This window comes from Mycolicibacterium sp. 624, from assembly GCF_040548615.1.
In the GTDB taxonomy this organism is placed as follows: Bacteria; Actinomycetota; Actinomycetes; order Mycobacteriales; family Mycobacteriaceae; genus Mycobacterium.
The window spans coordinates 120,318-139,681 of the sequence record NZ_JBEPRZ010000003.1; the positions used below are offsets into that span (position 1 = coordinate 120,318).

The following is a 19,364-nucleotide window of genomic DNA, read 5'->3' on the forward strand; positions in this document are numbered from 1 at the left end:
CCCCATGGGGGATTCAACGCGTGGATGGTCGCGGCGCAAGATCGCCATCGCGGCTCTCGCCTCGATCGGAATCCTGGCGATGGTGGGCACCACGCTGGCCGCCATTGTGATGCCCTTCCTGCAAGGCGACGCGAATGATCGCGCAGCGAAATCGTCTGTGGCAACACCCACCTCGACGGCGCCGCCAATTGTCATCAAACCGCTTGCGGTTCGCCCCGTGGTAGAGGCGTTCCAGGCGCAGCCGGGGCAGTGCAGCCCCCCGCCGCCGCCGGCACCGCCGGCTCAACCGCAGCCGGCGTGCGATGTCGAGCTCAAGGCGCACTATGAACTGGAACCGGTGGCGCTGCAGCTCGACCTCACCGGTGCCAAGTCGATCAAGTTGCCGATGAATGAGTTCTACACCGTGCAGATCGTGATGGCGCCGCGCTCCAGTGCCGCGTTCGCGCAGTACACCACCGCCAACATCGGCAAGCAGGTCGCCTTCGTCCGTGATGGGCTGGTATTGGCCGCTCCCGCGATAACGCAACCGATCGACGGGCAGTCGATCCAATTGTCGGGAGAACTGACGAAGGCCACCGCGGAGACCATCGCGCGAATGCTGCGCGACGGGTCCTGACCGGTTCGGGCCTACGTCGCCAGCTCGAACACCGGGATGGACGGCGCGACAGCGCGCAGGTCGTGGTCGGTGGACTCCGGCGTGAGACCGCCGACGTGGCCCCTCACCTCCCAGTACCACCGCTTCAGGTAGTGCCTGAGGATGTCCGGCTTGGCGTCGTCGGCCAACTCCTTGATGTCCACGATCCGCCTGCGCCAGCGCGGTCCGATCTCGACTTGACCTGCCGCCCTGGCATTTCGCGCCCACTGGGTGTTCCCGCGAGGTGACACCAGGAACTGGCGGCCGTCGACGTCGAGCAGGTTCACGACGACGCCGCGGAGCTTGCCGGTCTTGCGACCGCGGATCCGCACGGCGCGTGTCCCGGCGATGCTGACCCCGGCCTCCGCGAGACCGCGGAAGAGCTCGTTGAGGGCACGTGCGGCGAGGTTCGGCTCCTCGTAACGGTTGGTCGTGTCGTGGGGTTTGGTCATCATCACTCCGTTCTGGGCTGACACCGGCTAGAAACGAGAGCATTGCTCTCTTATTCAGACTGACACGCCCGGCCCGAGAATTCAAGAGCAGTGCTCTTGTTTATGTCACACTGCGAGCATGGGCAAGAGGCAGGACAGTCGCGAACACATCGAGCGACGGATCGTCGAGCTTGGTCGCGGCCATCTGATCACCCACGGCGCCGCCGGCCTGTCCCTGCGGGCGATCGCCCGTGACCTCGGCATGGCGTCCTCGGCGGTGTACCGCTACGTCGCCAGCCGCGACGATCTTCTGACCCTGCTTCTGGTCGACGCCTATTCGGAGCTGGCCGACACGGTTGACGCCGCACGGGTTGACGCGGGGTCGGACTGGCGGGCGCAGCTGCGGGCGGTGGCGCACGCGGTGCGGCGCTGGGCCGTCGCCGAGCCCGCACGGTGGGCGCTGCTCTACGGCAGCCCCGTCCCCGGCTATCACGCGCCTGCCCAGCTCACGGTCGGCCCGGGCACCCGCGTGGCGGGCACACTGTTCGCGGTCGTCGACGCGGGCATCACCGCGGGCGACATCGGTTCGGACGCCTCGGTGGCGGCACCGCCGACCGCCGCGGACTTCGACGGCATCAGATCCGAGTTCGGATTCGCCGGCGATGACACCGTGGTGATGAAGTGCCTGCTGACGTGGGCGGCACTCGTCGGGGCGGTCAGCCTCGAGGTGTTCGGCCAGTACGGCGCCGACACGCTGTCGGACCCGGGTGCAGTGTTCGACGGACAGGTCGCAATCCTGATCGACACCTTCTGACCGCGCCGAACGTGAAGAAGATTGCGAGTTGCGAGCGGCTTCTCGCCATCTTCTTCACGTTCGGCGGTCCGGAACTAGAACACGTTCTAGCCACCGAAGCGGACCGGAGTTATCCTCTAGGCGATGCCTGACCAGACACCTGTCCAGATCGCGTGGGTGACGCATGATCTGGACGCCACCGAGATGGCGTTGACCGGACTGCTGGGCGCCCGGAAGTGGGTGCGCATGCCGGACGTGAGGTTCGCGCCGGACGCCTGCACCCACCGCGGTGAGCCCGCGGACTTCGTCGCGCACATCTCGCTGTCGTACGCCGGCGACACCCAGGTGGAGCTCATCCAGCCGGTGTCGGGCACCGGCCCCTACTCCGAGTTCCTCGACGCGTTCGGCCCAGGCCTGCACCACGTGTGTGTGAGCGCACCGGATGAGGCGGCGTTCGACGCCATGTGCCGCGACGCGGACGGTCGCGGCACTCCGGTCATCACACGCGGCACCATGGCAGGCGGCATGCACTTCGCCTACGTGGCCGCACCTGAGGCCGGCGTGCCCTACCTCGAGTTCGCCTACATTCCGCCCGACATCCAGAAGTTCTTCGACTACGTCAAACAGGAGCAACAGTGAGTGCCGCCCACGAGCAGATTCAGGACGTCCCGGACACCGTCGCCGCGGCCGATGTGACGGACTGGGGCGGCGACGAATTCGACGTCATCGTCGTCGGATTCGGTATCGCCGGAGGATGCGCGGCGGTCAGTGCCGCCGCCGCGGGTGCGCGCGTGCTGGTCCTCGAGAAGGCGGCAGCGGCGGGTGGAACCACGTCGATGGCCGGTGGCCACTTCTATCTCGGCGGCGGCACCGCCGTCCAGGAGGCGACCGGCCACCCGGACAGCGCGGATGAGATGTACGCCTACCTCGTTGCCGTGTCGGAGGATCCCGAGCTCGACAAGATCCGCGTCTACTGCGACCAGAGCGTCGAGCACTTCAACTGGCTCGAGGATCTCGGCTTCCAGTTCGAGCGGAGCTACTGGAAGGGCAAGGTCGTCGTCCCGCCGGGCACCGAGGGACTGTCCTACACCGGCAACGAGAAGGTGTGGCCGTTCTGCGAGCAGGCGGTGCCCGCTCCGCGTGGGCACTCCGTACCCGTCCCCGGTGAACTCGGCGGCGCGTCGATGGTCATCGACCTCCTGCTCAAGCGCGCCGACGATCTCGGCGTCACGATCCGCTACGAAACCGGCGCGACCAACCTGATCGTCGACGACTCCGCGGTGTGCGGTGTCCGCTGGAAGCACTTCACCGAGACCGGGTCGATCCGGGCGAAGTCGGTCGTCATCGCCGCCGGTGGTTTCGCGATGAACGCCGACATGGTCGCGAAGTACACGCCGGCGCTGGGCCAGGAGCGCCGCACCAAGCACCACGGGCTGGTCGCCCCCTACATTCTGGGCAACCCCAACGACGACGGTCTGGGCATCCGACTGGGCGTCTCGGCAGGCGGTGTGGCCAAGAACCTGGACCAGTTGTTCATCACCGCCGCGGCCTACCCGCCCGAGATTCTGCTGACCGGGCTCATCGTGAACAAGGAGGGCAGGCGATTCGTCGCCGAGGACTCCTACCACTCGCGCACATCGGCATTCGTGTTGGAGCAGCCCGATCAGAGCGCCTACCTCATCGTGGACGAGGCGCACATGCAGATGCCCGAGATGCCGTTGATCAAGTTCATCGACGGCTGGGAAACCGTCGCCGAGATGGCGGCGGCGCTGGGGATCCCCGAGGGCAACCTGGTCGAGACACTGCAGCGCTACAACGAGAACGCCGCCCGGGGCGAGGATCCCGACTTCCACAAGCAGCCGGAACACCTTGCCGCACAGGACAAGGGGCCGTGGGCCGCGTTCGACCTGTCGCTCGGTGTCGCGATGTACTCCGGGTTCACCATGGGCGGCCTGCGGGTGTCGATCGACGGTGAGGTGCTGCGCCCCGACGGCAGCGCGGTGTCGGGTCTGTACGCGGCGGGCGCCTGCGCGGCCAATATCGCCGCGGACGGCAAGGGTTACGCCAGCGGCACGCAACTCGGGGAGGGCTCGTTCTTCGGCCGCCGCGCGGGGCGGCACGCGGCGGGCGCCTAGCCCGGCGTCGCGGCCAGCGGCTCCAGCCGCCACTGGCCTCCACCGAGCAGCTCCAGGTGATGTGAGTGGTGCTGCTCGACGCTCTCGCGGTGGGTGACACTGACCACCACGCAGTCGGGCAGTCGCTGCCGAAGCGTGGTGTAGAGCGCGAACTCCTGACCCTCGTCGAGCGCCGAGGTCGACTCGTCGAGGAACACCGCCGTCGGCTTGTTCAGCAGCACCCGCGCGAACGCCACGCGCTGTTGCTCGCCGGGGGAGAGCACCTTCGACCAGTCGGCCTCCTCGTCCAGGCGCGTCGTGAGGTGGCCCAGTGTCACGGCGTCCAGCGCGTCACGAATCGCGTTGTTGTCGAACGTATCCGCGGTCGACGGATAGGCGATCACCGCGCGTAGGGTGCCCAGCGGGGCATACGGCAGCTGCGACAGGAACATGGTGCCCTGGCCGGCGTCACCCGTCGGGTAGCGCACGGTGCCGTCAGCGTACGGCCACAGTTGCGCCAGGCTGCGCAGCAGCGTCGTCTTGCCGGTGCCCGACGGTCCGGTGATCACCAGCGAATCGCCGGGCGCCAAGTGGACATCGAGATCGTCAACGATGGCCTCGCCCGCCGGCAAACGCACTGCCACACCGTCGAACTCGACGCCGCCGTCAGTGCTGTCCTCCACGGTCATTCGCGGTAGCGCCCTTGCCTCGGCGTTGGAGGTGACAAGCCCGTCGAGGCGGATGATCGCCGCACGGTAGCCGGCGAACGCGTCGTAGACGGCGCGGAAGAACGCCAACGAGTCATGCACGGACAGGAACGCACTCGAGGATTGCGTGACGTCGCCCAGCTGTATCTCACCCTGAAACAGCCGAGGCGCCTGCACGATTGTGGGCAACGGGCTGACGAGTTGGTTCATCGACCGGTTCCAGCCGAGGAAGGCGATGCTGCGCCGGACGAAGGCCCGGTAGTTGCTGATGATCGCCGCGAACCTCGTCGCCAACGCAGATCGCTCGGTGTCTGCACCGCGGTAGAGTCCGACGGCCTCGCCGGCGTCGCGCAGGCGCACGAGGGCGTAGCGGAACGCGGCGTTGGTCGCCTCGTTGCGGAAGCTCAACCTGATCAGCGGATGACCGATCCAGAACGCGACGACCGTGGTGAGGAACACGTACACGAGTGCCATCCAGAACAACGCCCTTGGCACGGTGACACCCAGAATCGTCAACGGCCCGGCCAGGTTCCACAGAATGGGAGTGAACGACACCACGGAGACCAGCGAGAGCACCGAACCGAACACCAGGGTCTGTGACGTGCCGACCGTCGGGGTGTTGGTCTCCGGGCCGGTGCCGGTGGTGAAGATGTCGATGTCCTGCTGGATGCGTTGATCTGGATTGTCGATCGCATGACCGGTATCGCCGGTGAGAAACCGGCCGCGGTAGTACGCGTCACCGTCGAGCCAGTCCCCGGTGAGCCGACTGGTTAGCCAGACCCGCCACCGGATGATGAAGCGCTGCATCAGATACACGTCGAGGAGGTTGCGGACGATATCGGTGACGGCCAGACCGACCAGAATCAGAATTGCGAACCAGAAACCGTTAATCGCAGCGTCTTTCGCGGCTCCGTCATCGGAGAACGCGGCCTGCAGCGCCGAGAACTGATCATTGCTCTGGTAACTGAACAACACGCTGAGACGGACGTCGATCATCACCGACAGCAGCAGCACCCCCAGCAGCGCCCACACCACGATGCTCTGCCGCCCGGTGAAGTAGCTGCCGGTGATACGCCAGAACTGCCGTCCCCACGTGGTGAACCGGGCGAGCACGGTCAGCACCGCCACCATCGACACCGCACTGATCGCCCATGCCTTCGCCACCCAGAACAGTGACGCCACGATCTCGTTTCCCCAGTCCAGCGACGGGGTGAACATCTCCATGCCGGGACGCTACCGGCATGGGCGGGTGCTGCGGCTAGACCTTGGTCAGATCCGCGGTGTCACCCTTGGTCCGGCGGAATCGCCACTCGCCCTCGCCGACCAGCTCGAGTTCATGCGTGTGGTGCTGCTCGACGGTGCTGCGATGGCTGACGCTCACCATGATGGTGTTCGGCAGTTCGGTCCGGACCAGTTGGTAGAGGATGAACTCGAGGCCCTCGTCCAGCGCGGATGTGGACTCGTCGAGGAAGACTGCGTTGGGCTTGGCCAGCAGGATGCGCGCGAACGCGATTCGCTGCTGCTCGCCGGGGGAGAGCACCTTGGCCCAGTCCTGAACCTCGTCGAGCCGACCCACGAGGTGCGGCAGTGCGACACGCTCCAGCACGCCGCGGAGGTCCACGTCGGTGACGGTCCCCTCCTCGCACGGATACGACACGACGGCCCGCAGATCGCCGAGCGGTACGTAGGGGAGCTGGGACAGGAACATCGTCTCGTTGGGTCCGCACGGGCGGGTCAGTGTGCCGGTCGTGAACGGCCAGAGTTCGGCGAGGCTGCGCAGCAGGGTGGTCTTGCCTGCACCGGACTCGCCCTTGATCACCAGCGTGTCGCCGACTTCCAGGCGCATGCTCAGCGGTTTCACGAGCTGTCGCCCGTCGGGTGTGCGCACCTCGATGTCGTCGAGCGCGACCGTGCCGTCGACACACGCCGCGGTTGTCACCTGCGGCAGGGCGCGCGCCTCCTCGTTCGCGACGACCAGGCCGTGCAGACGGATGATCGACGCGCGGTACCCGGCGAAGGAGTCGTAGGCGTTACGGAAGAACGACAGCCCGTCCTGGATGCTGCCGAACGCCGACGCCGACTGACTCATCGCGCCGAGCGTGATCTCACCGCTGAAGAACCGCGGGAACTGCAGCAGGTAGGGCAGCGGCACGATGATCTGACTGAGCGACAGGTTCCAGCCGTAGAAGCCGATCATTCGGTTCACGTAGCGCTTGTAGTTCGAGACGACCGGTGTGAAGAGCCGCCGCAATCCGGTGCGCTCGGCGATCTCCCCGCGGTAGAACGCCACCGCCTCCGCTGCGTCGCGCAACCGCACCAACGCGTACCGGAAGGCGGCGTTGAACTTCTCGTTGTTGAACGACAGCCAGATGATCGGCTTGCCGATCCAGAACGCGATGACGGTGGCGAAGACCACGTAGCCCAGCCCGATCCAGAACATCGCCCTGGGGAGCTGGAAGCCGAACAGCGTCAACGTGCCCGAAAGGTTCCAGAGGATCGCCGTGAACGAGATCATCGAGGCGATCGCGTTCACCGCACCGAACAGCAGCGTGCTGGCCGACGTGTTGTTCGGCGTGTTGGGCAGCGGCCCGACGCCCGCGGTGAAGATGTCGACGTCGGCCTGGATGCGCTGATCGGGGTTGTCGATCGTGTCGTCGATGAAGCGTGACCGGTAGTAGGCCTTGCCGTCGAGCCAGTCCCCGGTGAGCCGGTCGGTCAGCCAGACGCGCCACGCCAGCATGAAGCGCTGCATCATGAACAGGTCGAGCATGACCCTGGACACGTAGATCGTGGCGAGGACCGCGAAGACGGTCATGGACAGCCAGAAACCGTCCTTACCGGAGTTCTTGACGGCTTCGTTGCCGGTCCCGAGGCCCGCGGCGATGACCTGGAAGCTGGTCATCATGTCGTTGCCGTAGTAGCTCAGGAGCACGGTGAGCCGGACGCCGATGATCACCGACAGCATCAGTGCCGCCAGCCACGCCCACACCTTGACGCTCGCCGGGCCCTTGAAGTAGTCGCCGGTGATGCGCCAGAACTGCCTGCCCCACTCGGTGTAACGGATGATCAGGACCAGGATCGTCAAGGTGGCCACCACCGCGATCAACCAAGCCTTGGCGATCCACGCCAGCGACGTCCATACCTCGGTGCCCCAATCCAACGTCGGGGTGAACATCTCCATCCCGGCAAGGTACCCCTGTGGGACGCGACCGGCCGTTCCGAGGCTCAGATGGACCTGGTGAGTCGGTCGAGGCGCCACTGGCCGTCACCCAGCAGTTGCAGCTGTTGCTCGTGATGCTGCTCGACGGTGTCCCGATGACTCACGCTGACCAGAATTGCGTCGGGAAGCGCCGATCGGATGAGTTCGTAGAGCATCAGCTCCAGGCCCTCGTCCATCGCCGAGGTGGACTCGTCGAGGAACACGACCTTCGGCTCGTTGAGCAGGATGCGGGCGAAGGCCATGCGCTGCTGCTCACCCACCGACAACACCTTGGCCCAGTCCTTGACCTCCTTGACCCGGATCACCAGATGCGGAAGCGCCACGGTGACGAGGGCCCGCTGGATCTCGGCATCGGACACCGCACCCGTCGCACTCGGGTACGACGCCGAGGCTCGCAGGTCACCCAGCGGGATGTAGGGCAGCTGGGACAGGAACATCGTCTCGTCCGCGGCGACGGGGAAGTGCACATCGCCGGTGGCATACGGCCACAGGCCCGCCAGGCTCTCCAGCAGGACCGTCTTGCCGCTACCCGACGGCCCCTTGATCACCAGGCTCTCTCCCGGATGCAGCCGCAGGTCCAGTGACCTGATCAGCGAATGCCCCTCGGGCGTGCGGACGTCGACATTGCGCAGCTGCAGAACCCCGTCCTCATGGCTGTTCTGCACGCTCAGCCGCGGGAGTCTGCCGGAGCGCTCGATCGCGTCGGTCAGCCCGTCGAGGCGGATGAGGGCGGCCCGGTAGCTCGCGAACGAGTCGTAGGCGTTGCGGAAGAACGACAGCGAGTCGTGGATCGCCTGGAAGGCGGTCGCGGACTGCATGACGTCGCCGAAGGAGATCCGACCGTCGAAGAGCCGCTGCGCCTGAACGATGTAGGGCAGCGGGTTGATCACCTGGCTCATCGAGCCGTTCCACCCCAAAAACAGCACCATCCGACTCAGCCACTGCCGATAGTTCGCGGCGATATCGGACAGGTTGTCGCGTAACCGATCTCGTTCGACCGTCTCGCCGCGGTACAGGCCGACCGCGCTCGCGGACTCCTTGAGCCGGATCATCGCGTAGCGGAACGTGGCGTTGCGCATCTCGTTGAGGAAACTCAGCCGGATCAATGGCCGGCCGATCCAGAAGGCGATGACCGTGGCCGCCAGCACATAGCCGATGACGATCCAGAACAGCGCCTTGGGAATCGTCAGACTCAGCACCGTCAGCGGCCCGGACAGATGCCACAGGATCACGCCGAACGAGGCGACGCTGAGCAGCGACTCGACCGCGCCGAAGAGCAGTAGGCCTCCGGAACCGTGCGCAGGCACGTTCGGTTCACCGGTTCCTGCGGTGACGATGTCGATGTCCTGCTGGATGCGCTGGTCGGGATTGTCGATCGGCCGCGCCGCGAATTGACCGCGGAAGTAGGCGTGCCCGTCCATCCACTCGTCGAGCACGCGCCTCGTCAACCAGACCCGCCAGCGCAGCACGAAACGCTGGGTCAGGTACAGGTCAATCAGGAAGCGGCAGACCGAAACCGTTGCCAGCACGGCGAATATGCCCATCGAGAACCAGAAGGCGTCGATGCCGCTGTCCTTGAGCGCCTCATCCGCCGAGCCGCTGCCCTGGAATGCGACCTGCAGCGCCGAGAACAGGTCGTTGGCGTAATAGCTGAGCAGCACGTTGACGCGGACGGCGATGACGACCGACAGCAGCAGTGCCCCCGACACCAGCCACACGGGAACGCTCGCGCGCCCGACGAAGTAGCCGCCGGTGATGCGCCAGAACTGGCGGCCCCACTCGGTGAACCTGGCCACCAGCAGCAGCACGATCAACACGCCGAGCGCGGACATCCCGAAGGCCTTGGCCACCCACAGCGCCGAGTTGACGACCTCGTGACTCCAGTCGACGGACGACCTGAAACCCTCCGAGTCCATTCGACGAAACTCCTCCGAGGGACATTTCGACGGCACCCCCCGCGGCGAAGTTACCGCAGGCCGGTGCCGGTTGCACTCAAGCTGGACCGGTGGACGTACGCCTGCACGACTCCGCCGCCGAGTTCGCCGCGATCGCCGGGAATCTCTACCGGCGCGACCCGATCGGTCACACCGTCGAGCTCAGCGGCCTCGCCGCACCGGCGCTACCCGCCGACGCGGTGCTGTTGACGGCGTGGGTGGACGGCCGTCTCGCCGGTGCCGCGGTGCAGACCCCGCCGCATCCACTGATGTGCGGAGGGCTCAGCGCGCCGACCGTCGAGCCGGCCGTGACCCTGCTGGCGCGAACACATTCAGAGCTGAGCGCGGTGCGAGGTCCCAACGCCACGGCCGAGGCATTCGCCTCAGCCTGGCAGCGGCACACCGGCGCCGAGCCGGAGGTGCGGACCGGGGAGAGGCTGCACCGGCTCGGCGATCTCATGCCGCCGACCGCGGTGCCGGGGGAGGCCCGCCCACACGGCCCCGACGACGTCGAGCTGCTGGCCGACTGGACGGCCCGGTTCTTTGTGGAGGCGTTCGGGTCGGTCGCAGCGCCACCAGTGCATCGAGCCTTCCTCGACGGACTCCTGTGGGCGGGCGTCCGATTCGTGCTCTGGACCCAGCGCCGGCGCCCGGTCAGCATGGCGATGATCCGGCCGCCCGTGGCGGGGGTGAGCCGGATCGGACCGGTGTACACACCCGAGGACGAACGCGGCCACGGCTACGGGTCGGCCGTGACGGCGGCGGCATCGCGAACCGCCACGGCGATGGGTGCCGATGAGGTGGTGCTTTTCACCGATATCGCCAACCCGGTGCCCAACGCGATATATCGGCGAATCGGGTTCCGGCCCGTCTCCGATTGGCTAGTGATCGGGTTCGCGGCCACGGTGTGATCGGCCCGCGCCGGGGCCGCGTACCTTGTGACACGTGGCCAAGACTGCCCCCAATACCTCTTCCGACCCGACACCCAAGACCAAGGCTCGGTCGTCCAAACGGCTGAGCAATAGGTTCTGGAAGCTGCTGGGTGCAAGCACCGACAAGGACCAGGCCAGCTCGATGGGGCAGGTGACGGCCTCATCGGCGTTCGACGAGAAGGCCGCGGGCCTCGACGACGAACAGCTGCGCAAGGCCGCGAAGCTCCTCGAACTGGGCGATCTCGCCGAGGCGGCGGACATCCCGCAGTTCCTGGCCATCGCCCGCGAGGCGTCCGAGCGTGCCACGACCCTCAAGCCGTTCGACGTCCAGCTGCTCGGCGCGCTGCGCATGATGGCCGGCGACGTCGTCGAGATGGCCACCGGTGAGGGCAAGACCCTGGCCGGCGCCGTCGCCGCTGCTGGCTACGCCATCGCCGGCCGCAGCGTGCACGTCATCTCGGTCAACGACTACCTCGCCCGTCGCGACGCGGAGTGGATGGGCCCACTGCTGGAGGCCATGGGTCTGACGGTCGGCTGGATCACCGCCGACTCGACGGCCGATGAACGCCGCGCCGCCTACGCCTGCAACGTCACCTACGCCTCGGTCAACGAGATCGGGTTCGACGTGCTGCGCGATCAGCTGGTGACCGACGTCGCCGACCTGGTGTCCCCGGATCCCGACGTCGCGCTGATCGATGAGGCCGACTCGGTGCTCGTCGACGAGGCCCTGGTGCCGCTCGTCCTGGCCGGCACCACCCACCGCGAGACACCGCGACTGGAGATCATCCGGCTGGTCCGTGACCTGGTGGAGTCCAACGACTCGGAGAAGTACTACGACACCGACGCCGACCGGCGCAATGTGCACCTGACCGACGCCGGCGCCCGCAGGCTCGAGGCCGCGCTCGGTGGTATCGACATCTACTCCGAGGAGCACGTCAGCACGACGTTGACCGAGGCGAACGTGGCGCTGCACGCGAACGTTCTGCTGCAGCGCGACGTGCACTACATCGTCCGCGACGGCGCGGTGCAGCTGATCAATGCCTCGCGCGGCCGGATCGCGTCGCTGCAGCGCTGGCCGGACGGCCTGCAGGCGGCGGTCGAGGCCAAGGAGGGCATCGAGACCACCGAGACCGGCGAGGTCCTCGACACCATCACCGTGCAGGCGCTGATCAACCGCTACCCGACGGTGTGCGGTATGACCGGTACCGCACTGGCAGCGGGCGAGCAGCTGCGCCAGTTCTACAAGCTCGGCGTCTCGCCGATCCCGCCAAACACCCCGAACATCCGCGTCGACGAACTCGACCGGGTGTACATCACCGCGGCCGCCAAGAACGACGCCGTCGTCGAGCACATCACCGAGGTGCATGCGACGGGTCAGCCGGTGCTGGTCGGTACCCGCGACGTCGCCGAGTCCGAGGAACTGCACGAGCGTCTGGTCAAGGCGGGCATTCCGGCGGTCGTGCTCAACGCCAAGAACGACGCCGAGGAAGCAGCGGTGATCGCCGAGGCGGGCAAGCTCGGAGTGGTCACGGTGTCCACCCAGATGGCCGGCCGCGGAACCGATATCCGACTCGGCGGCTCCGACGAGTCCGATCACGATGCCGTCGCCGATCTCGGCGGGTTGCACGTCATCGGTACGGGCCGCCACCACACCGAGCGCCTGGACAACCAGCTCCGGGGCCGCGCGGGACGCCAGGGCGACCCGGGCTCGTCGGTGTTCTTCTCCAGCTGGGAGGACGACGTCGTCGTCGCTCATCTGGAACCACAGAAGCTGCCGATGCAGACCGATGAAGACGGCCGCATCCTGAACGACAAGGCTGCCCAACTTCTCGAGCACGCGCAGCGCGTCGCGGAGGGCAAGCTGCTCGATGTGCACGCCAACACGTGGCGCTACAACCAATTGGTCGCCCAGCAGCGCGCCATCATCTCCGAGCGCCGGGAGAACCTGCTGCGCACGCCGACGGCTCGCGAGGAACTCGCGGAGCGCTCACCGAAGCGCTACGAGCAACTTCTCGAGGAGATCGGAGAGGAGCGTCTGGAGACGACGTGCCGCCAGATCATGCTGTACCACCTCGACCGCGGCTGGGCCGACCATCAGGCCTACCTGTCCGACATCCGCGAGAGCATCCACCTGCGTGCCCTTGGCAGACAGAACCCGCTCGACGAGTTCCACCGGATGGCCGTTGACGCGTTCGGCTCGCTGGCCGCGGACGCCATCGAGGCCGCGCAGCAGACCTTCGAGACGGCAAACGTCACCGAGGACGAGCTGGGCCTCGATCTGTCGAAGCTCGCCCGACCGACATCGACGTGGACGTACATGATTCACGACAACCCGCTCGCCGACGACACCATGTCGGCGCTGAGCCTGCCTGGGGTGTTCCGCTAGGTTAGGCCCTCATGGAGGCGCCCCACGGCAGTAGCGAGGCGACCGGGGCCGGCGGTGACGCGGTCCGGCCAGACGCCGCCACCGACCGCGTGCTGACCATCCCCAACGCGCTCAGCGTGCTGCGGCTGATCCTGGTCCCCGTCTTCCTCTACCTGCTGCTGGTCGCCGATGCCAACGCGCTGGCGGTCGCGGTGCTGATGTTCAGCGGCTTCTCCGACTGGGCCGACGGCAAGATCGCGCGGCTGGTGCCCAACCAGTCCTCCCGCCTCGGCGCGCTGCTCGACCCGGCCGTCGACCGGACCTACATGGTGGCCGTCCCGGTGGCTTTCGCCATCGACAACATCGTGCCGTGGTGGTTCGTGCTGGTGCTGCTCGGGCGTGACGTCGTGCTGGCCGCCACCCTGCCGGTACTGCGCAGCCGCGGTCTGACCGCGCTGCCGGTGACCTATATCGGCAAGGCCGCGACGTTCGCGCTGATGTCGGGATTCCCGCTGATCCTGCTTGGTCAGTGGGACGCGTTGTGGAGCCGGGTCATCCTGGCCTGCGGGTGGGCGTTCGTGATCTGGGGCGCGGTGATGTACCTGTGGTCGGCCGTGCTGTATCTGCTCCAGGTCGGGATGGTGCTGCGCACCCTGCCGCGGGTGCCCGCAGGGAAAGCCTGACCGGTGTCCGCAGACGACCGCGCACTCGGCGGCTACAGCCGCGAGGCGGGCCGCAATGCTCATGACGCCGACGCGCCCAAGCTGATCCCGGTTCCGTCGCTGTTGAGGTCGCTGCTGACCGATCACCTCGATCCGGGGTACGCGGCCGCCGCCGAGCGGCGTGCGGCCCGCGGCGAGACCGGCCGCGGGCGGTTCGACTGGGGTTGGCAGCTGGCGGCGGGCCTTGCCGTGACCATCGTGTTCGCCACGGCGGCCGCGCAGGCGCAGTCCGTGGCTCCTGCGACCCGCGAGACACAGCACGTCCTCGTCGACAGTGTCCGGGCCGCGGAGACCACGACGGGCGCGGCCACCGAGCGCCGCGACAAACTCTCGGCAGAGGTCGAGATGGAGCGGCGCAGCCGTCTCGAGGGTGACGAGGAGGGCCGCGGCCTACTCGAGCGGCTCGACACCGCGGATTTCGCCGCCGCGGCCACCGAGGTACACGGGCCGGGGTTGCGCGTGACAGCCACCGAGCCCGGCGCCGCCCGCGACCTGTCCGACGTGTCCAAACAACGGATCCAGGGCAGTCCGCAGGTGGTGCTCGACCGCGACCTGCAGTTGGTGGTGAACTCGTTGTGGGTCAGCGGCGCCGAGGCCATCGCCGTGGGGGGTGTGCGGATCGGTCCCAACGTGACGATCCGGCAGGCGGGAGGGGGGATCCTGGTGGACAACCAGCCGATCGGCAGCCCGTACGCCGTCGTGGCCATAGGGCCGCCGCGCGCCATGGCAGATGTGTTCGACCGCAGCCCCGGACTGCACCGGTTGCGGTTGCTGGAGGCCTCCTACGGCGTGGGGGTCGAGGTCAGCGCCGCCGACGACCTCGCCGTCGCCGCCGGATCGGTGCGCGACCTGACATTCGCTAAGCCGCTTGGCCCCTGATGATCGGAAGTACATGATCGGAATCGTCGCGCTCATCGCCGGAATCGTGCTCGGGTTGGTGTTTCACCCCGATGTTCCCGATTTCATCCAGCCCTATCTGCCGATCGCGGTCGTCGCCGCGCTCGACGCGGTGTTCGGCGGCCTGCGGGCGTACCTCGAGCGGATCTTCGACTCGAAGGTTTTCGTCGTGTCCTTCGTGTTCAACGTCCTGGTCGCCTCGATCATCGTCTACGTCGGTGATCAGCTCGGGGTGGGCACACAACTGTCCACCGCGATCATCGTCGTCCTGGGCATCCGCATCTTCGGTAACGCCGCCGCGTTGCGGCGCAGGCTGTTCGGAGCGTGACGATGAACGAGCATGACCCGGAAAAGCATCACGGCAGACACGAGCTTCCGCCCGACGAGCCCATCCGGTCCATCGGTGAACTGCAGCCCAGCGGTGTGGCCGGAATCCTGCGCCGCGGCCGGGCACAGCTCGGATTCGGCACGTTGGCCATCCTGCTGTGTCTGGTACTGGGTATCGCGATCGTCACGCAGGTCCGCCAGACCGAGTCGGGGGACTCCCTGGACACCGCCCGACCGGCCGACCTCCTGGTGCTGCTCGACTCGCTGCAGCAACGCGAGGCCGCGCTCAACACAGAGGTCACCGACCTTCAGCGCACGCTCGCCGCGCTGCAGGCCTCCGGCAGCAACGATCAGGCCGCCATCGAGAATGCCCGGGCCCGCCTGGCCGCGCTGTCCATCCTGATCGGCACGGTGGCCGCGACGGGGCCCGGTGTGACTCTGACCATCGGCGACACCGCCCCCGGCGTGTCGCCCGAGACGATGCTCGACGTGATCAACGAACTGCGTGCCGCAGGGGCTGAGGCGATGGAGATCCGCGATGCGAGCAGTGAATCCGGGGGCCCCACGATCCGGGTGGGAGTGGATACTTGGGTGGTGGGCACCGCGGGCAGCCTGATCATCGACGGCGTCACCATGAGCCCGCCGTATTCGATTCTGGCGATTGGTGATCCGGCGACTCTTGCTGCCGCGATGAACATTCCCGGCGGGGCGATGGACAGTGTCGAACGTGTCGGCGGCACAATGACCGTGCAACAGGCCGACACGGTGAACGTGACCGCCTTGCGGCAACCGAAACCTCGCCAATACGCTCAGCCGGGCAAGTGACAGCCGTAGCCACCACGCAGAACCTAGGAGCGCCGTGAGCGAGACCCCGTCCGACCTGTTCTACACCCCCGAGCACGAGTGGGTGCGGCGCACCGGCGACGACACCGTGCGGGTCGGTATCACCGACTACGCACAAGCGGCGCTGGGCGATGTGGTGTTCGTCGATCTGCCGTCGGCGGACGCCGACGTCACGGCGGGCGCCGAGTTCGGCAACGTGGAGTCCACGAAGTCCCAATCCGAGCTGTACTCGCCGCTGACCGCGAAAGTGATTGCGGTGAACGAAGATCTGGCCGACTCGCCCGAACTGGTCAACTCCGACCCATATGGCGCCGGTTGGCTGATCGACCTGCAGGTCGACGCCGCCGCGCTTGCGGAGGGTCTGGCCGGGCTTCTCGACGCGGACGGGTATCGTGCCACTCTCGACGAATGAACGATTCCGGCGGTGGTGGACACATCGGACAACCCCGCGCGGTACGGTCGTGGTGACCCCACAACGGTCGGCCGCGCAGCGCCGAGCTTTGTGCCAGACATCGCCACAGCAGCCAGTTAGGAGCAGCGGGTGACGGAAAACGACACCAGTTCGGGAGCCGACCAGTCCTCGGATGAAGTCACGGTCGAGACCACATCGGTCTTTCGTGCCGACTTCCTCAACGAGTTGGACGCGCCGGCCTCGGCGGGCTCCGAGAGTTCCGTTTCGGGGGTCGAGGGACTTCCGACGGGTTCGGCATTGCTGGTCGTCAAGCGTGGCCCCAACGCCGGCTCCCGGTTCCTGCTCGATCAGGCCACCACATCGGCCGGACGGCATCCCGACAGCGACATCTTCCTCGACGACGTCACGGTTAGCCGGCGGCACGCTGAGTTCCGCCTGGAGTCCGGCGAGTTCCAGGTCGTCGACGTCGGCAGCCTCAACGGCACCTACGTCAACCGTGAGCCGGTGGACTCCGCGGTGCTCGCCAACGGCGACGAGGTTCAGATCGGGAAGTTCCGTCTGGTGTTCCTGACGGGCCCCAAGACCGACGACGGCAGCCCGGGCAGCTAGTGACCGCCCCCGACACCCCTGCGCTCGCCGGGATGTCGATCGGGGCGGTCCTCGACCTGCTGCGACCCGACTTCCCGGATGTGACCATCTCCAAGATCCGGTTCTTGGAGGCCGAAGGGCTGGTCACGCCGGAACGCACACCTTCGGGGTATCGGCGCTTCACCGCTTATGACTGTGCGAGGCTGCGGTTCATCCTGACCGCGCAGCGCGACCACTATCTGCCGTTGAAGGTCATCAAGGCTGCGCTCGACGATCAGCCCGATGGCGAGATCCCGGCGATCGGTTCGGCCTACGCGGCGCCGCGCCTGGTGCCGGTATCCGACGATCCCACTGATCCCGACGCGTCCGACGCTGCCGCAGGTAGATCGGTAGCGCGGCAGCAGGTCCGGTTGAGCCGCGAGGATGTTCTGGCCAAGTCGGGAGTCGACGAAGAGCTGCTCTCAACCCTGGTCAGGGCGGGCGTCGTAAAGCCGGGGACGGCCGGGTTCTTCGACGAGTACACGGTCATCACCCTGCAGTGCGCACGGGCGTTGGCCGACTACGGCATCGAACCGCGCCACCTGCGCGCGTTCAGGTCTGCCGCGGACCGCCAGTCCGACCTGATCGCTCAGATCGCGGGACCCGTGGACAAGACCCGAAAAGCCGGCGCCCGCGATCGGGCGGACGACCTGGCCCGTGAGGTGGCGGCGCTGGCGATCACATTGCACACGTCGTTGATCAAGTCCGCGGTGCGCGACGTTCTGGATCGCTGAGGACTAGACTCGGCTCGACGGATTTGACGGTGCGGAGGGCGTACACAGATGGGTGAGGTTCGTGTGGTCGGCATACGCATCGAGCAGCCGCAGAACCAGCCGGTCTTGCTGCTGCGCGAGTCCAATGGCGATCGTTATCTGCCCATCTGGATAGGGCAGACGGAGGCCACTGCGATCGCGCTGGAGCAGCAGGGCGTTGAGCCGGCGCGCCCGCTGACTCACGACTTGATCCGAGATCTGATTGCCGCCCTTGGCCATTCACTCAAGGAAGTCCGGATCGTCGCGTTACAGGAGGGCACCTTCTACGCCGACCTGATCTTCGACCGGGACATCACGGTGTCGGCCAGGCCGTCGGACTCGGTGGCGATCGCCTTGCGCGTCGGTGTGCCGATCTATGTCGAGGAGGCAGTGCTCGCCGAGGCGGGTCTGTTGATCCCGGACGAGGGCGACGAGGAGGGCACCGGCGCGGTGCGCGAGGACGAGGTCGAGAAGTTCAAGGAGTTCCTCGACAGCGTGTCGCCCGATGACTTCAAGGCGACTTGAGCGCAGGTAGCCGGTTGGTCACGGATCCGTCTCACGAATGTCGACACGCCGCGAGGTTTGCGGTAACCGCGATCTGGACAGCCATAATTTGATCTAACTTCAGGCGGTCACGGGCCTTGCCGGGAGCGTATGCTCGACAAGTTCGAGCTTGGAGCAAACGCGCTGACCGTGGTCTCGACTGTGACGCACGAAGCGAGTTCGATTCGGCGAGAGGATGGACAGTGGGCGACACGCCACGTCAGGAGCAGTTAGATCTGTCGTCGGGGGGTACGTCCGTCCAGCCTGGGCCGACCGTAGCCGCCGAGCCAGTTCAGGGTCGACTGTTCCCCGATGACTCGGTACCCGACGAACTCGTCGGTTACAGGGGTCCGAGCGCCTGCCAGATCGCGGGGATCACGTACCGCCAGCTCGACTACTGGGCGCGTACATCACTGGTCGTGCCGTCGATCCGCAGTGCGGCCGGCTCGGGTAGTCAGCGGTTGTACTCGTTCAAGGACATCCTGGTCCTCAAGATCGTCAAAAGACTGCTGGACACCGGCATCTCACTGCACAACATCCGGGTGGCGGTCGATCACCTGCGCCAGCGCGGTGTGCAGGATCTGGCCAACATCACGCTGTTCTCCGACGGCACCACCGTCTATGAGTGCACGTCCGCGGAAGAGGTCGTCGACCTCCTCCAGGGCGGTCAGGGTGTGTTCGGCATCGCGGTGTCGGGCGCCATGCGCGAGCTGACCGGTGCGATCGCCGATTTCCCAGGTGAGCGCGCTGACGGCGGCGAGTCGATCGCCGCACCCGAGGATGAACTGGCATCGCGTCGCAAGAGTCGCGACCGCAAGATCGGCTGACGTCTCACCAACCCTGCCGCTGCCGGTAGAATCAGCAGCGCATCGCCCTCGCGCGGGAGAGCTTCGTGACTGCCAGTCACGGACGCCGAAGGAGCAACACCTCTCCGTCAACCTCTCAGGCACCCAGGACCGCGCCGGGCCCCGATGCCTCTGGAAAGTGGCAGGTGATCCTGCCCGCCCATGGGGAAAGGCCACCTCCGCGCATCGCCCCGGGGGTAGCCGAATCTCTCAGGCGCCCGGTACGGGTCGACGACAGAGGGGGAGGACCGCAACGAATCGTGCGT

General features: G+C 66.9%; 19 protein-coding genes and 2 riboswitches. Of the genes, 15 read left to right on the top strand and 4 right to left on the bottom strand.

Annotated elements, in window-relative coordinates; all coding sequences use genetic code 11:
* The first annotated feature begins 4 nt into the window (after positions 1–4).
* The gene (locus ABIA65_RS13500) at positions 5–616 is read left to right on the top strand and encodes a SecDF P1 head subdomain-containing protein (protein ID WP_241405100.1); all 612 of its coding nucleotides are present in this window, start codon (positions 5–7) and stop codon (positions 614–616) included.
* Between the two features lie 11 nt (positions 617–627).
* Here ABIA65_RS13500 and ABIA65_RS13505 read toward each other — a convergent pair whose 3' ends face one another.
* Entirely contained in the window at positions 628–1,086 is a 459-nt protein-coding gene (locus ABIA65_RS13505) for a nitroreductase/quinone reductase family protein (RefSeq protein WP_354523863.1), read from the bottom strand.
* Positions 1,087–1,204: 118 nt separating this feature from the next.
* Between ABIA65_RS13505 and ABIA65_RS13510 the strand changes: the two genes are divergently transcribed.
* From ABIA65_RS13510 to ABIA65_RS13520, 3 genes are all read left to right on the top strand, one after another.
* Positions 1,205–1,879: a TetR/AcrR family transcriptional regulator gene (locus ABIA65_RS13510; RefSeq protein ID WP_354523864.1), complete on the top strand. Its 675-nt coding sequence runs from the start codon at positions 1,205–1,207 to the stop codon at positions 1,877–1,879.
* 123 nt (positions 1,880–2,002) lie between these two features.
* Positions 2,003–2,497, top strand: a complete 495-nt coding sequence (locus ABIA65_RS13515) for a VOC family protein (protein WP_354523865.1) — start codon at positions 2,003–2,005, stop codon at positions 2,495–2,497.
* A 17-nt stretch (positions 2,498–2,514) separates the two neighbouring features.
* Entirely contained in the window at positions 2,515–3,993 is a 1,479-nt protein-coding gene (locus ABIA65_RS13520) for an FAD-binding protein (protein WP_502919571.1), read from the top strand.
* Here ABIA65_RS13520 and ABIA65_RS13525 read toward each other — a convergent pair.
* Genes ABIA65_RS13525 through ABIA65_RS13535 form a run of 3 tightly spaced genes read right to left on the bottom strand, consistent with a single transcriptional unit; the run spans position 3,990 to position 9,815 of the window.
* Positions 3,990–5,903, bottom strand: a complete 1,914-nt coding sequence (locus ABIA65_RS13525) for an ABC transporter ATP-binding protein/permease (protein ID WP_354523867.1) — start codon at positions 5,901–5,903, stop codon at positions 3,990–3,992. The two genes, ABIA65_RS13520 and ABIA65_RS13525, sit on opposite strands and share 4 nt — an antisense overlap.
* Positions 5,904–5,937: 34 nt before the next feature.
* Positions 5,938–7,860, bottom strand: coding sequence for an ABC transporter ATP-binding protein/permease (locus tag ABIA65_RS13530; protein ID WP_241405106.1), 1,923 nt, complete (start codon positions 7,858–7,860; stop codon positions 5,938–5,940).
* 44 nt (positions 7,861–7,904) lie between these two features.
* On the bottom strand, positions 7,905–9,815 hold the full coding sequence (locus ABIA65_RS13535) for an ABC transporter ATP-binding protein/permease (RefSeq protein ID WP_241405107.1): 1,911 nt from the start codon (positions 9,813–9,815) through the stop codon (positions 7,905–7,907).
* Between the two features lie 89 nt (positions 9,816–9,904).
* Between ABIA65_RS13535 and ABIA65_RS13540 the strand changes: the two genes are divergently transcribed.
* From ABIA65_RS13540 to ABIA65_RS13590, 11 genes are all read left to right on the top strand, one after another.
* Positions 9,905–10,744 carry a GNAT family N-acetyltransferase gene (locus ABIA65_RS13540; RefSeq protein WP_354523868.1) on the top strand — a complete coding sequence of 280 codons (840 nt, stop codon included), beginning with the start codon at positions 9,905–9,907 and terminating at the stop codon, positions 10,742–10,744.
* Positions 10,745–10,847: 103 nt separating this feature from the next.
* Complete coding sequence (secA2, locus tag ABIA65_RS13545) at positions 10,848–13,151, top strand: accessory Sec system translocase SecA2 (protein ID WP_354524215.1); 2,304 nt, start codon at positions 10,848–10,850, stop codon at positions 13,149–13,151.
* Between the two features lie 11 nt (positions 13,152–13,162).
* A complete protein-coding gene (locus tag ABIA65_RS13550; RefSeq protein WP_241405109.1) occupies positions 13,163–13,813 on the top strand; it encodes a CDP-alcohol phosphatidyltransferase family protein in 651 nt (216 codons plus the stop codon).
* Between the two features lie 3 nt (positions 13,814–13,816).
* Positions 13,817–14,731: a DUF881 domain-containing protein gene (locus ABIA65_RS13555; protein WP_241405110.1), complete on the top strand. Its 915-nt coding sequence runs from the start codon at positions 13,817–13,819 to the stop codon at positions 14,729–14,731.
* A gap of 13 nt (positions 14,732–14,744) precedes the next feature.
* Entirely contained in the window at positions 14,745–15,077 is a 333-nt protein-coding gene (locus tag ABIA65_RS13560; RefSeq protein ID WP_241405111.1) for a small basic family protein, read from the top strand.
* Positions 15,078–15,079: 2 nt separating this feature from the next.
* Positions 15,080–15,901: a DUF881 domain-containing protein gene (locus tag ABIA65_RS13565; RefSeq protein WP_241405112.1), complete on the top strand. Its 822-nt coding sequence runs from the start codon at positions 15,080–15,082 to the stop codon at positions 15,899–15,901.
* Between the two features lie 34 nt (positions 15,902–15,935).
* Positions 15,936–16,331 (top strand): glycine cleavage system protein GcvH, encoded by a 396-nt coding sequence (gcvH, locus tag ABIA65_RS13570; RefSeq protein ID WP_241405113.1) that lies wholly within the window; start codon positions 15,936–15,938, stop codon positions 16,329–16,331.
* 129 nt (positions 16,332–16,460) lie between these two features.
* On the top strand, positions 16,461–16,940 hold the full coding sequence (garA, locus tag ABIA65_RS13575) for a glycogen accumulation regulator GarA (protein ID WP_241405114.1): 480 nt from the start codon (positions 16,461–16,463) through the stop codon (positions 16,938–16,940).
* On the top strand, positions 16,940–17,692 hold the full coding sequence (gene ftsR, locus ABIA65_RS13580) for a transcriptional regulator FtsR (protein WP_241405115.1): 753 nt from the start codon (positions 16,940–16,942) through the stop codon (positions 17,690–17,692). The genes garA and ftsR overlap by 1 nt, the downstream gene beginning before the upstream one ends.
* A 48-nt stretch (positions 17,693–17,740) precedes the next feature.
* Positions 17,741–18,235 carry a bifunctional nuclease family protein gene (locus ABIA65_RS13585; RefSeq protein WP_241405116.1) on the top strand — a complete coding sequence of 165 codons (495 nt, stop codon included), beginning with the start codon at positions 17,741–17,743 and terminating at the stop codon, positions 18,233–18,235.
* 221 nt (positions 18,236–18,456) lie between these two features.
* Complete coding sequence (locus ABIA65_RS13590) at positions 18,457–19,080, top strand: MerR family transcriptional regulator (protein WP_241405117.1); 624 nt, start codon at positions 18,457–18,459, stop codon at positions 19,078–19,080.
* Between the two features lie 43 nt (positions 19,081–19,123).
* Positions 19,124–19,222, top strand: a riboswitch (glycine riboswitch).
* A riboswitch (glycine riboswitch) is annotated at positions 19,223–19,346 on the top strand. It begins immediately after the preceding riboswitch.
* The last annotated feature ends 18 nt before the right edge of the window (positions 19,347–19,364 follow it).